General features: G+C 38.4%; 14 protein-coding genes. 10 read left to right on the forward strand and 4 right to left on the reverse strand.

Annotation, left to right across the window (positions count from 1 at the left end):
- The first annotated feature begins 70 nt into the window (after positions 1 to 70).
- Both G6N06_RS02115 and G6N06_RS02120 read left to right on the forward strand, forming a co-directional pair.
- Positions 71 to 565 carry an RNA polymerase sigma factor gene (locus tag G6N06_RS02115; protein WP_163514413.1) on the forward strand — a complete coding sequence of 165 codons (495 nt, stop codon included), beginning with the start codon at positions 71 to 73 and terminating at the stop codon, positions 563 to 565.
- Positions 566 to 569: 4 nt separating this feature from the next.
- On the forward strand, positions 570 to 1217 hold the full coding sequence (locus tag G6N06_RS02120) for a DUF8845 family protein (protein ID WP_163514414.1): 648 nt from the start codon (positions 570 to 572) through the stop codon (positions 1215 to 1217).
- Positions 1218 to 1227: 10 nt separating this feature from the next.
- Here the strand turns inward: G6N06_RS02120 and G6N06_RS02125 are convergent, their stop codons facing one another.
- Entirely contained in the window at positions 1228 to 2037 is an 810-nt protein-coding gene (locus G6N06_RS02125) for a lysophospholipid acyltransferase family protein (protein WP_163514415.1), read from the reverse strand.
- Between the two features lie 85 nt (positions 2038 to 2122).
- Positions 2123 to 2764, reverse strand: a complete 642-nt coding sequence (locus G6N06_RS02130; RefSeq protein WP_163514416.1) for an NUDIX hydrolase — start codon at positions 2762 to 2764, stop codon at positions 2123 to 2125.
- A 6-nt stretch (positions 2765 to 2770) separates the two neighbouring features.
- Between G6N06_RS02130 and G6N06_RS02135 the strand changes: the two genes are divergently transcribed.
- From G6N06_RS02135 to G6N06_RS19795, 4 genes are all read left to right on the forward strand, one after another.
- Positions 2771 to 3478, forward strand: coding sequence for a peptidylprolyl isomerase (locus G6N06_RS02135; protein WP_163514417.1), 708 nt, complete (start codon positions 2771 to 2773; stop codon positions 3476 to 3478).
- Between the two features lie 61 nt (positions 3479 to 3539).
- Positions 3540 to 5696: a M3 family metallopeptidase gene (locus tag G6N06_RS02140; protein WP_163514418.1), complete on the forward strand. Its 2157-nt coding sequence runs from the start codon at positions 3540 to 3542 to the stop codon at positions 5694 to 5696.
- Positions 5697 to 5920: 224 nt separating this feature from the next.
- Entirely contained in the window at positions 5921 to 6076 is a 156-nt protein-coding gene (locus G6N06_RS19790; RefSeq protein ID WP_240337943.1) for a hypothetical protein, read from the forward strand.
- Positions 6073 to 6252, forward strand: a complete 180-nt coding sequence (locus G6N06_RS19795; RefSeq protein ID WP_240337944.1) for a hypothetical protein — start codon at positions 6073 to 6075, stop codon at positions 6250 to 6252. The genes G6N06_RS19790 and G6N06_RS19795 overlap by 4 nt, the downstream gene beginning before the upstream one ends.
- A 170-nt stretch (positions 6253 to 6422) precedes the next feature.
- On the opposite strand, the gene G6N06_RS02150 is transcribed toward G6N06_RS19795, so the two are convergent.
- A complete protein-coding gene (locus G6N06_RS02150; protein WP_163514419.1) occupies positions 6423 to 7049 on the reverse strand; it encodes a trimeric intracellular cation channel family protein in 627 nt (208 codons plus the stop codon).
- A 605-nt stretch (positions 7050 to 7654) separates the two neighbouring features.
- A complete protein-coding gene (locus G6N06_RS02155; protein ID WP_163514420.1) occupies positions 7655 to 8371 on the reverse strand; it encodes an RDD family protein in 717 nt (238 codons plus the stop codon).
- A 24-nt stretch (positions 8372 to 8395) separates the two neighbouring features.
- Here G6N06_RS02155 and G6N06_RS02160 point away from each other — a divergent pair, with 24 nt between their 5' ends.
- Genes G6N06_RS02160 through G6N06_RS02175 form a run of 4 tightly spaced genes read left to right on the forward strand, consistent with a single transcriptional unit; the run spans position 8396 to position 12388 of the window.
- A complete protein-coding gene (locus tag G6N06_RS02160) occupies positions 8396 to 9379 on the forward strand; it encodes a stage II sporulation protein M (RefSeq protein ID WP_163514421.1) in 984 nt (327 codons plus the stop codon).
- Positions 9380 to 10108 (forward strand): hypothetical protein, encoded by a 729-nt coding sequence (locus G6N06_RS02165; protein ID WP_163514422.1) that lies wholly within the window; start codon positions 9380 to 9382, stop codon positions 10106 to 10108.
- Positions 10105 to 11310 (forward strand): DUF4350 domain-containing protein, encoded by a 1206-nt coding sequence (locus tag G6N06_RS02170; RefSeq protein ID WP_163514423.1) that lies wholly within the window; start codon positions 10105 to 10107, stop codon positions 11308 to 11310. Before G6N06_RS02165 ends, G6N06_RS02170 begins: the two co-directional genes overlap by 4 nt.
- Before the next feature lie 4 nt (positions 11311 to 11314).
- A complete protein-coding gene (locus G6N06_RS02175; protein ID WP_163514424.1) occupies positions 11315 to 12388 on the forward strand; it encodes an AAA family ATPase in 1074 nt (357 codons plus the stop codon).
- Positions 12389 to 12579: the final 191 nt, after the last annotated feature.

The following is a 12579-nucleotide window of genomic DNA, read 5'->3' on the forward strand; positions in this document are numbered from 1 at the left end:
TAGAAATAACTTCCATTTTTTGTAACAATCGCCATCTTTTCTCTACTAACACTGTAACTAACCACCAGATTTGGACAAAGAATTAGAACATAGTTTTGTCGCGTTGCTTGAGGAGCATCAAAACATTGTGCACAAAGTTTGTAGGCTTTATACAAACCATCGGGAAGCACACAATGATTTGTTTCAGGAGATCACCATTCAGCTATGGAAAGCCTATCCTAAGTTTCGCGGCGATGCAAAATTCAGCACCTGGATGTATCGTGTTGGCTTAAATACAGCCATCACCTTATACCGAAAATCTAAGCGCACGGTCAATACGTACGAACTGGAAACGTTTCAGTTTAAGATCAAGGCGGAAGAATATGATGACACTGAGGAGCAACAATTGAAATTACTTTATCAAGCCGTCCATCAATTGAATGATATCGAAAAAGCGCTTGTCTTTCTTTATTTGGAAGAGAAGGATTACCGGGAAATTAGTGAAACCTTAGGAATTAGTGAGGTCAATGCACGAGTGAAGATGAATAGGATTAAAAACAAACTAAAAACAATACTTAATCCGTAATTATATGGATGAATTAGAACTATTAAAAAAACATTGGAAACAGCAGGATACCGAGTACCCTCATGTTTCGGCCAATGATATTTATAAAATGATCTTAAAACGATCATCTTCAATTGTCAAATGGATCTTCATCATCAGTCTCTTGGAGTTTGCCCTCTGGACAGGTCTCTCCTTCTTTTTAAAGGACACGAAGAACGCCCAACATTTTGATAAAATGGACTCTGACTACTTACTTATACCCTTAACGGTTATAGGGTACGTAATCTTAGCGTATTTTTTCTATTTATTTTACAAAAACTTCAGACGTATTTCGGTAACTGACAGCGCCAAAATACTCATGGAGAATATCCTAAGAACACGAAGAACGGTTAAAAACTATGTGATTTTTAATTTAGTATTTATGGTCGTGTCCGCCATGGTAGTATTATATATTGAATTTGACCAAGACACAGCCTTGATCCAAAAAACGCAAGCTGCGGCTGCCAATGGTGAAGTCTTTATGTTCTACGCAAAAACTATATTGATTGTGGCTGGAGTTCTTGCTGTTTTTGTTGGCATATTGCTATTCTTCTATTGGCTGATCTACGGCTTGTTGTTAAGAAAACTCAACAGGAATTATAGAGAGTTGAAAAAACTGGAGATGGAGTCCTAATTCTTGATTTTTAATCTGGCACTCTCCATTTTCTTAGCTTGTGGAGTTCTTCTTGCGCCATAATTTCTTCCTGCGGAATGACTTTCAGAAACGACGGATGTTGCTCAATGGCATATTCTATCTTCTCAACAATCTGATCAATAGTTTCATTTTCATAATCGATGTCCAATGGTTTTTTAATTTCCATGGACTGAAGTATGTTTTTCTTCTTGATGCGGATGCCCTTTTTATCAAAGGAACGTCTAAAACCGTCAATAACTATAGGAACAACAATAGGTTTATAACGTTTGATGATGTGTGCCGTTCCCTTTCTGATGGGTTTAAAAGGCGTCGTTGTACCTTGTGGAAAAGTAATTACCCAACCATCATCCAGGGCCTTGGAAATTGCCGTAATATCACTCATTTTAACCTGACGGTTGATTTCCTTTCCTTCTGATCTCCAGGTACGTTCGATGCTGATGGACCCCACATAGGCCAATATTTTTGGCAGGAGGCCATCCTTCATCGTCTCTTTGGCCGCAACATAGTATATGTTCAGTTTTGGATTCCACAGATAGCCAATATTTTTGATATTATCGTCCCGATTGCTCAAACTCGCATTGAATACATGAAACATGGCCACCACATCGGCAAAATAGGTTTGATGATTGGAAATGAACAAAACATTGGTGTCCGGTAGGTTTTTGATGACCTCAGAACCTTCAATTTGTAACTCGTTAAACCCTCTAAAACGTCTGTGGGTCATCGCACCGAGGATGCGAATGAGCCATTTTTTTACAAAAAGTATATGTCCAAAAGGGTTTCTTTTAAATAATCCCATTATTTTTATTTACGATTATGAAATTGTATTCGTGATGACTGTATCTCAACCTTCCTCAGATAACAAATTTAACAAAATCCACATCTTAGAGCACATTTTTTAACAAGTCTTTTATTTCACTGAGCATCATGGCAGTTGCGCCCCAAACCGTGTGTCCGTTCAATTTAAAAACCGGCACCTCCACCTCTTTTCCCAACGAAGTCATGAGCATTTGTGAACTCACGTGGGCATCGTTCATAAAATCGTTTAAAGTAACCTCAATCAAGTCTTCCACTTCATCATCCTGTTTCAAAAACCGAGGCGTCTTGAGGGTCACTCCAAAAAAAGGATACACCGTAAAATTACTTGGCGGAATATAGAGATCAGTCAACGCCCTTATAACCTTTATATCATTAATGGGCACACCTACTTCCTCAAAAGTCTCTCTGAGCGCTGCATATTCCAAAGAAGGATCTTCAGGCTCCAGTTTCCCTCCCGGAAAGCCCACTTGAGCGGAATGCACGCCTTTATAGGTCTTTCTCAAAATCAAGATCAGCATTGTGGTATTGTCGTGATCAGGATAGAACAAAGCCATAACACTCGCCTTCCGAGAATATTTCCTGAGCTCTCTTTGCTTCTCAATCAGTTCATTACGGTATTTAGGCGACATTTTCATTTGCGAAGCATGCCCCGGAAGTGGAATATGTTTTATTTTTGAGATAGATTTTAAAAATATATCAAAATTCATTGAGGTATGAGAATTTTAATGTTCATAGGCGTATTGTTCATCTTGGTTAATTGTGAAGATAAACAATCCCGTCAAAAAAATAGTCATCCAATTGTAGATTCTCTGTCTTCCAAAGACATTCCGGTCAAAAAAAGCACAACTGCAGAAAAGCAGCGCAAATTCCCAAAACTCACTGATAAAAATGCGATGGAATTTTTTCTCGAGTACGAAAAGGAAAACAAGGAAAACAAAGTTCGCATTACAACTGACTTTGGAACGATAGATATTTTGCTCTTTAATGAAACCAAATTCCATCGTGCCAATTTCATCTTTTTAACCAAGCAGAAATATTTTGACAACACCCAGTTTTATCGTGTTGTTAAGAACTTTGTCATTCAAGCGGGCAATAGCGACGATATAGCCATTGCCGAAAAACGTCGGAAAATTGGTCAATATCTTTTGCCTCCAGACACCAATCGGGGCTATGTTCATGATAGGGGCGTCATCAGCATGCCGAGTAGTGAGATTGAAAACGCTTATAAAATGGCCTCACCGTATCAGTTTTTTATAGTACAACAACAAGGTGGTGCACACCATTTAGATGGCGATTATACTGTTTTTGGAAGAGTAATTGATGGCATGGACGTCGTAGATACTATTGCCGCTCAAGAAACTGATGATTCAGAATGGCCATTACGTAACATCTACATCCAAAAAGTGGAAATTATCAATTAATTAAGAAAATTGAGTCTTTAATTCGATATCTTGGAAACTTTAAAAATTAACACTAAAACCAATGACAAAACACAACCTTAAACACATTAAAACCTTAGGTTTATGTGTCCTGATTGCCTTTACAAGTTGTAAGGACGATGAAAAAAAAGAAACCGATATGGCTCATACCGACAATATCCTTTTACAAGAATGGACGGGCCCTTATGATGGTGTCCCTGCTTTTGACAAAATGAACGTCAAAGATGTCAAGGAAGCTGTCGAAAAAGGCATGGAACTCGGTTTGGAGGATATTGAAAATATAGCCAACAACCCTGAGCCCCCAACTTTTGAAAATACCATAGTTGAAATGGAACGCTCTGCAAAGGAGCTAACTCGTGTTTTTACATACTACGGTATTCTGAGCAGCAATATGTCATCTCCTGAATTTCGGGAAATCCAAACAGAACTGGCACCCAAACTTTCCGAATACAATTCTAAAATATCTCAAAACGAGAAACTATTCGAAAGAATTAAGGCCGTTTACGATGCTTCACAAACCACGCCATTAGAAGCTGATCAACAGCGTGTGATCGATTTGACCTACAAGAGTTTCGAAATGAACGGGGCTAATTTGGACGCAGAGAAAAAGAAGCGTTATGCCGAGATCAATAAAGAGTTGTCTTCCCTTTATACAAAGTTCTCGAACAACGTTTTACATGATGAAGAAAACTATGTCACCTATTTGAACGAGGACCAATTGGGTGGACTTTCTGAATCTTTTATCAAGTCGGCTGCTAAGATTGCCTCCGACAAAGGTCAAGAAGGAAAATATGCCATTACCAATACACGGTCGTCAATAGATCCTTTTTTGACCTATTCAACAGAACGTGAATTGCGCAAACAGGTGTGGTCCAATTATTATTCCCGTGGTGATAATGGGGATGAATTTGACAACAAGGATTTGATTGCAAAAATCTTACAACTCCGAAAGGAACGAGTAGGATTGATGGGCTACGATAATTATGCCGAATGGCGCTTACAGGACCGGATGGCAAAAACCCCAGAAAACGCCATGAATTTGATGATGGCGGTATGGCCAGCTGCGATTGCAAGGGTAAAAGAAGAAGTAGCCGATATGCAAGCTGTGGCCAATGAACTTGGTGACAAAATTACCATTGAACCTTGGGACTACAGATACTATGCTGAAAAGGTTCGTCAAAAGAAATACGATTTGGATAGTGAAGAGGTAAAACAATATCTACAACTTGATAAGTTGACCCAAGCTTTGTTTTATACGGCTGACCGTTTGTTCAATTATAAATTCACACCAGTTCCGGAAGGTAGTGTACCCGTTTTTCACGAGGATGTGAAAGTTTGGGATGTGACCGACAAGGATTCTGGAAAACATATTGGTTTATGGTATTTAGATCCTTTTGCACGCGAAGGAAAACGCTCTGGTGCCTGGGCAACTACTTACCGAAGTCATACAACCTATGACGGTGAAGAAACTGTATTGGCATCCAACAATTCCAATTTCGTAAAACCAGCTCCTGGCGAGCCAGTGTTAGTGTCTTGGGATGATGCGACTACATTTTTCCACGAATTTGGACATGCCTTACATTTCTTCTCTTCCAACGTTAGATATCCAACCCTAAATGGTGGTGTTAGAGATTATACCGAATTTCAATCGCAATTGTTAGAGCGCTGGTTATCTACAGATGAAGTGATCAATCAATTCTTGGTGCATTACAAAACTGGTGAACCGATTCCTGCTGCATTGGTTGAAAAGATCAAAAATGCAGCCACATTCAATCAAGGCTTTGGAACTACCGAATATTTGGCTTCAGCTTTAATCGACATGAAATTGCATTTGGCTGATCCAGAAAATATTGATATCGCTAAATTTGAGCGTGAGACTTTAAATGAATTAGGCATGCCAAAAGAATTGGTCATGCGACATAGAACACCACACTTCGGACATGTGTTTTCAGGTGAGGGTTACGCCACAGCTTATTATGGCTATATGTGGGCAGATGTATTGACCGCTGATGCTTCTGAAGCGTTTAGAGATGCCCCAGGAGGATTTTATGATAAAGAACTTTCTGAAAAATTGGTGAAGTATTTATTTGCACCAAGAAACTCCATCGATCCTGCAGAAGCCTACCGCTTATTTAGAGGCCGTGATGCGAAGATCGAAGCATTGATGAGAGACAGGGGTTTCCCAGTTCCGAAGAGTTAATTAAAGAATTTCTTAAACTATTGAAAGCCGCGTTTTGAACGTGGCTTTTTTTATTTAAAAGATTAGCAAATTAAGAGCGACCTAAAACTTTACAAAGCCATTGAAATGTAGGGGCAAAATTCATTTACTTGTACGTATAGCTTTCATAAGATGGACACAAAATTAACTTTAAAGCTGAATCAAAAAGTCATTGAAAAAGCAAAAACATAAGCCTTTCTCGAATAGTGGAATCTTACCTACAATCACTGACTTCAGAAAGTCCTAAGGATAATTTTGACATATCACCTTTTGTTAAAAGTATGGCTACTGGAAAAGATGTTCCCACGGAGTTGAATTATAAAAAAGAGTTTTTGGAATATCTTCTTAAAAACCACAAATGATTAAAAGACTTTATATAGACACTAACATCATGTTGGATTTATTGGGAGAAAGGGCACCATTTTATGAACCAATAGCCAAAATTGCCAAAGAAAAGCTGAGAAAATTTACAATCATTGCAGAAATCTGCGGTCCTAACGAACAAACTATTGAAAAAGGGCTCAATTTGTCCATCTAGGATTTTGAGGATGCCTTGCAAAACTTCAGTGCTACAGAGTTAGATTGCAAATTCATCATCACACGAAATGGAATGGATTTTAAAGAATCGTTAATTCGAGTAATAACTCCCGATGAGTTTTTAAGTAGTTTGAAAAAGAATAATAATTTCAGAAAGTCATTAGCATTAGACTAAACTGTTCTGTTGTGTTCATTCTTATACAAGTTAGGCAAACTGATTTTAAATTTAACCGCAATTAACCTCACAGAAATTACCACAGCACCCGCAATCATAAAAACGACATTATCGTCAATGGGAAGTTGTCTTAAAAGAAAATAGGTGATCCCTCCCAAAATACACGCGGTCGCATAAATTTCCTTTGTCCGGAATATAACGGGAATCTCATTCGACAAAATATCTCTGATTACACCACCAAAACAGGCCGTTATCGTTCCCAACGAAATACAAATGAAGGGATGTAAACCAGCGGATAAGCCCTTTTCAATCCCTACTACCGTATAAAGCCCAATCCCAATAGAATCAAACAACAACAATGAGGTGCGCAAATAATTGATTTTCTGTTTAAAAATTACCGTAAAAACGGTAGCAGCAAAGATGACATAAACATAGGTCATATTGGTCATCCAGGTCACAGGAGTGACCCCAATGAGCACATCTCTTAAGGTTCCGCCACCTACTGCGGTCACAAAAGCAATTATGAGGACCCCAAAAGGATCCATTTTTTTATTCATCGCTACAGATACACCAGAAATGGCAAAAGCAATAGTACCTAAAATATCAAGGGTTTGTAGAAACATAGGTTTTCCAAAAAGTTATAAAACGGGCAAAGATAGCAACACGAATTGGGCAATCAGAAACTTTAATGGAATAAAATATGAATTTCGGTTATTCGGTCGATTTATTATTGATAAAGTGAAAACTATAAGACGTCGTAGCTATATCCTTTCTTAAGAAAAGCTGATTCTAAAGCACAATAAACACTTGGCCTGCGCTCTGGGCAAGCATATCGCACAAGTTTTTTAAAAAAGGAAGGTGAAATCAACCTCGGAACTATATCGAATAGATCCGCCTGATGACAGGATAAGCCCTTCGACTGCGCTCAGGGCAAGCTTATCACACAAGTTTTGTGAAATGGAAATGCCGAATTCAACTTGGAACTACCTTGAAGAGATCCCGCCCGAAAGCGGGATAAGCGACTCACACATATTTTCCGAAAAGGAAATCAAAACTTTATTAGAAGCTAACTCTAAGAGATCCCGCCCAAAAGCGGGATAAGCGATTCGCACAAGTTTTGTGAAAAGGAAATTGAAACTTTATTAGAAGATAGCTACAAGAGATCCCGCCCAAAAGCGGGATAAGCGACTCACACATATTTTCCGAAAAGGAAAATATGGTTCGCTGCTTACATACTCTGCGTGTAATAATTATAATCTTTTAAAATGGTGTCAATGAATTGAATATCGTTGCCATTAATGGCTTTTACTTCTATCACTTCGGTTATTTTGTTGCGCAACTTAATCAAAGTTTGATAGTCATTGGCCAACTTTGCTGTGGTAAAGGTGTCTTTAATAATCCGGGCATCATTGTCTGAAAGCTTGATCACTGTTGGATAAGTGGGTTTATAATCCTCCGTCAATTCTTCTAAAATCGTGTGACTGATATTCACTTTGTCTTTTAATAAAATCACTGAAGTCCCCGCAGCCATATCGCCCAATCGTTGCGATCGTTTACTGAAAAGAATGACAAAGAATCCCAAACCAAAAATATAAATATCCACAATCCTGAAAAACCAGCGCACGACATAATCGGCGAGAGAAGCCTGATAGCCATCAATCTTGACTACTTTAATTTTCATGATCTTCTTCCCTATCGTCTGACCTTCCAGAAGGGCTTCCAAGACCAAAGTATAAAAAACAATGGGCAGGCCAAGTAAGGTATTGATGCCGATCTGCGACCATTGATCCATGTCCTGAAAAGCTCCAAGACTCATGTTCAAAATGGTGATATAGCCAATCTTTATAAGCATATCGATGATAAACGCCATCAAACGTTCGCCCACCCCTGAAGCCGTAAAATTTATTTTTACATTTTGGGTAGTGTTAATTTGTAACTCTGACATTTTATATATTATTTTAACGACTATATGAGAGAAGTTGCGTTTATCAAGCAAAATAAGGAAAAATGGCTGAGTTTTGAAACCGCCATTTTTAACAATGATTTTAAAAATCCTGATGAACTGGCGTCACAATATATTCAATTGATCAACGATTTGTCCTATGCGCAAACTTACTACCCCAAAAGTAAAGTAATTACGTACTTAAATCAATTAGCGGCAAAAGCTTTTCAAAAAATATACAAGATTAAACGCGAAGACAGTAATAGAATCGTCGCTTTTTGGAAAACAGAGGTACCTTTGATTATGCATCAATATCGGAAGTTTGTGTATATCGCTTTCATCATTTTTACCATTTTCACCGCTATTGGAGCATTTTCAGCGGCGAATGACGGCGAATTTGTACGCTCCATACTAGGCGATGAGTATGTCAATATGACCATTGAAAACATTGAAGCCGGCAACCCCGTAGCCGTCTACAAAAGCGGAAGCAACTGGGGAAGCTTTATAGGGATTACCGTCAATAATCTACGTGTTGGCATCATTGCTTTTGTTCTGGGTGTTTTTGGCGGCCTTGGAACCGTCTACATCCTATTCAAGAATTGTATCATGTTAGGCTCTTTTCAATATTTTTTTTACGAAAAAGATGTGTTTTGGGAAAGTGTCAGAGGGATATGGATCCATGGATCCATGGAAATTTTTGCCATTGTCATTGAAGCTGCTGCAGGTTTGATCTTAGGCGCAAGCATTCTATTCCCAGGAACGCATTCAAGGTTTACATCCTTTAAGGAAGGAGCCAAAACAGGGGTCAAAATAGTCATTAGCACCTTCCCTTTTACCTTCTTTGCTGGATTCCTAGAAGGATTTATCACAAGATATTCACAAGAAATGCCGAAAATAATCTCCGTTGGCATTATCTTGGTCACTTTAGGATACATTAGTTACTATTATTTGATTTATCCGTTTGTTGTCAAGAAAAAACTCGATGCCCAATTGATTTCCATAATTCCTTAAATGAAAATTAACCTGACACTTATAGTCACGATCAGTATGATCTTGCTCATTGGAAACACACCACTTTGGGCAAATATTTCTGTGCAGCAACCCCAAAATGAACGTCAATTCAAGGAAGGTTTTAAGGATAAGTATACAGGTAGAAAGTATAATTATGAAGGAAAGGCCACGGTGCGCTCATCCTCATCTAAGCATGCCGACGGCTCTAAATATTCTCAAAACAGACCGTATGCCAACGAAGATAATAATGCTGATAATTTTTCTTTTGATTTTAGTGTCTTCAACTGGTTGTTCATCCTTATCCTGATTATTGCTGTGGCCTACCTGGCCTACACACTCCTCAACGATGGCAGTAGCAAGCTGTTTTCTTCAAGAAGCAACGAAAAGCTAAATTCGCACGGTGAAATCACCGCAGAAAACATTGTGCATGCCGATATCAAAGCGCTCATCAACGATGCAGAGAAAACAAATAATTACAGATTGGCCATCAGATATTTTTATTTATTGGTGTTGAAACAATTGACCCTTAAAAACTTCATTAAATATGAGGATGACAAAACCAATGCAGATTATATGCATGTCATCGCATCCCAAAAATTCAGTAAAGATTTTGCTTATACATCCTATATTTACGATTATACCTGGTATGGCGAGTTTGATTTAAATAAGCAGCAATACCAATTGGCCAAAGACAGTTTTGTTAAACTTATTAAAGAGGTCAGTTCATGAACAAAACCTTAGCCATCATCCTTGTTATTGCGGCAACTATCATTACAATTGCCATCACTTTGGACTATAGTAGCCATCACACTGTGGATTGGACCGAAAGCTATAACGAAAAGAGCAACAAACCTTATGGCGTAAGTGTGTTTTACAAAGAACTACCGAAGCTGTTTGAAGGTCAATTATTGAAACCCGTTTACTACTCACCTTATAATTATTTTTATGCAAATTCGGAGGATGGCTACGGCGATCATGTCGCTGAAGGAAATTATATACTGGTAGGTAATTCCGATTATTTGGACGTGGCGGACGTGGAAGAGCTCTTGATTTTTGCAGGTCGAGGCAATACACTTTTCATGTCAGATTACAGTTTCCCCCAATCGCTGATGGACACGTTAAATCTGACCATTGGTGCGATTAAAAACCAGGACAGTATTATAGAACTAAGCTTCGTCCATCCTGATTTAAGATCCCATTTCACTGAACTTGATAAAAGTGACAGTACGTCCTATTTTTCGAGATTTGAAGCAGAAAACCATAAAACACTGGGCTACGCCAACAGTGACCTTAATTTGACCAATTTCTTGGAAATTCCTTTTGAAGATGGTAAAATCTATTTGCATTTGGAGCCTAAAGTCTTTACCAATTACAACATTTTAAAAGGCGAACGTTACCGATATGTTGAAGGTGCCCTCTCCTATTTACCAAATGAGACTATTTATTTTGACTCCTACACCAAGTTTTTTGATTCCTATTACGGTGATGCTGAAGAAAAATCGAATTTAAGCTGGTTCCTGCAACAGACCTCCTTCAAATGGGCATGGTATTTGGCCTTGCTATTGACTTTATTATTTATGATTTTCAATGCCAAAAGAAGGCAGCGCATCATACCGATTATAAAACCATTGGAAAATACGACCGTCGGATTTGTAAAAACAATCTCGAATCTCTATTATGAAACCCAGGACCATAAAAATCTCATCGATAAGAAAATCACCTATTTTTTAGAAAAGATAAGATCAGATTATAATTTGGATACCACCAATTTAAACGAAGAGTTCATAATCAAACTCTCTCAAAAATCTGGTAAGAATAAAGAAACCGTTAAAAAAACCATTAATTTCATCAATTGGTTGCGGACTAAAAATGGGTTTTTTGAAGATAATCTCTTAAAACTCAACAAACACATTGAAGAATTTTATTCATAAAACTATGGAAGAACTAAATCCTACTGAAGGACAAACACCGATAGAACAGACACCAACTCCAGAAGAAATCACTCAGGAAGAAACCTGTCATAGAGAAGAAACTCAAGACTTACAATTCACCAACCGTCTCGATCTTTCAGAACTGCAAACCAACGTTCAACAAATGAAAGCCGAAATAGGCAAGGTTATCGTGGGTCAAACCGACATGGTCGATATGCTTTTGGCCTCCTTGCTCGCCAAAGGCCATTCGTTGATTGAGGGCGTCCCAGGTGTAGCAAAAACGATTACTGCTAAGCTGATGGCAAAATCATTGAGTGTTGGCTTTAGCAGGATTCAATTTACACCAGATCTGATGCCGAGTGATATTTTGGGCACCTCTGTTTTCAACCTAAAATCGACGGAATTCGAATTTAAAAAGGGCCCTATTTTCAGCAATATGATCTTGATTGACGAAATCAACAGGGCTCCCGCAAAAACACAGGCCGCCTTATTTGAGGTTATGGAAGAGCAACAAATCACCATTGATGGAAATTATTATAAATTAGAATCGCCTTTTATGGTTTTAGCCACCCAAAATCCAATAGAACAAGAAGGCACCTACCGATTGCCAGAAGCACAATTGGATCGATTTTTATTTAAGATTGATGTGGGCTACCCAAATCTGGAAGAAGAAATCGAGATTCTAATGCGGGAACATCATTTACAAGACCGAGTCAAAACAGATGCGATCACCCCATTTTTATCTGCGGATCAAATTGTGAAATATCAGGCGCTCGTTACTCAAGTATTAGTGGAAGAACATTTGTTGAAATATATTGCCGATTTAATTGTCGCCACACGACATAACCAATTCTTGTATTTGGGTGCCTCACCAAGAGCTTCCATTGCAATTTTAAAGGCCAGTAAAGCATTTGCAGCCATGAGTGGTCGCGACTTTGTTACACCTGAAGATATTAAGCGAGCCGCCATCCCAGTGTTGCACCATCGTGTTATTGTGACGCCCGAACGAGAAATGGAAGGGATTACAAGTACGGACGTGATCAAACAGATTATTGAGAACGTTGAAATTCCGAGGTAGGTTTTAGTTGGCAGTCTCGGTTAACAGTTCAGAGATCCCGCCTCTGTAAATACTACGGACGGGCAGGTTTCAGGTTTCAGGTTTGTAAAAAAACTAATTTTATCAGATTGACAATAACCTGATTTCATAAAAACTGATCACTTACTATCCAACTATAAAGTGTGGAGAATTCTATATGGGTACAAATAGGA

The organism is Gelidibacter japonicus, from assembly GCF_010725055.1.
GTDB lineage: Bacteria > Bacteroidota > Bacteroidia > Flavobacteriales > Flavobacteriaceae > Gelidibacter > Gelidibacter japonicus.

Coding starts and splice junctions, on each gene's coding strand:
- G6N06_RS02120 (WP_163514414.1), top strand. CDS start 570: ATGGATGAATTAGAACTATTAAAAAAACATTGGAAACAGCAGGATACC.
- G6N06_RS02125 (WP_163514415.1), bottom strand. CDS start 2,037: ATGGGATTATTTAAAAGAAACCCTTTTGGACATATACTTTTTGTAAAA.
- G6N06_RS02130 (WP_163514416.1), bottom strand. CDS start 2,764: ATGAATTTTGATATATTTTTAAAATCTATCTCAAAAATAAAACATATT.
- G6N06_RS02135 (WP_163514417.1), top strand. CDS start 2,771: ATGAGAATTTTAATGTTCATAGGCGTATTGTTCATCTTGGTTAATTGT.
- G6N06_RS02140 (WP_163514418.1), top strand. CDS start 3,540: ATGACAAAACACAACCTTAAACACATTAAAACCTTAGGTTTATGTGTC.
- G6N06_RS19795 (WP_240337944.1), top strand. CDS start 6,073: ATGATTAAAAGACTTTATATAGACACTAACATCATGTTGGATTTATTG.
- G6N06_RS02150 (WP_163514419.1), bottom strand. CDS start 7,049: ATGTTTCTACAAACCCTTGATATTTTAGGTACTATTGCTTTTGCCATT.
- G6N06_RS02155 (WP_163514420.1), bottom strand. CDS start 8,371: ATGTCAGAGTTACAAATTAACACTACCCAAAATGTAAAAATAAATTTT.
- G6N06_RS02160 (WP_163514421.1), top strand. CDS start 8,396: ATGAGAGAAGTTGCGTTTATCAAGCAAAATAAGGAAAAATGGCTGAGT.
- G6N06_RS02165 (WP_163514422.1), top strand. CDS start 9,380: ATGAAAATTAACCTGACACTTATAGTCACGATCAGTATGATCTTGCTC.
- G6N06_RS02170 (WP_163514423.1), top strand. CDS start 10,105: ATGAACAAAACCTTAGCCATCATCCTTGTTATTGCGGCAACTATCATT.
- G6N06_RS02175 (WP_163514424.1), top strand. CDS start 11,315: ATGGAAGAACTAAATCCTACTGAAGGACAAACACCGATAGAACAGACA.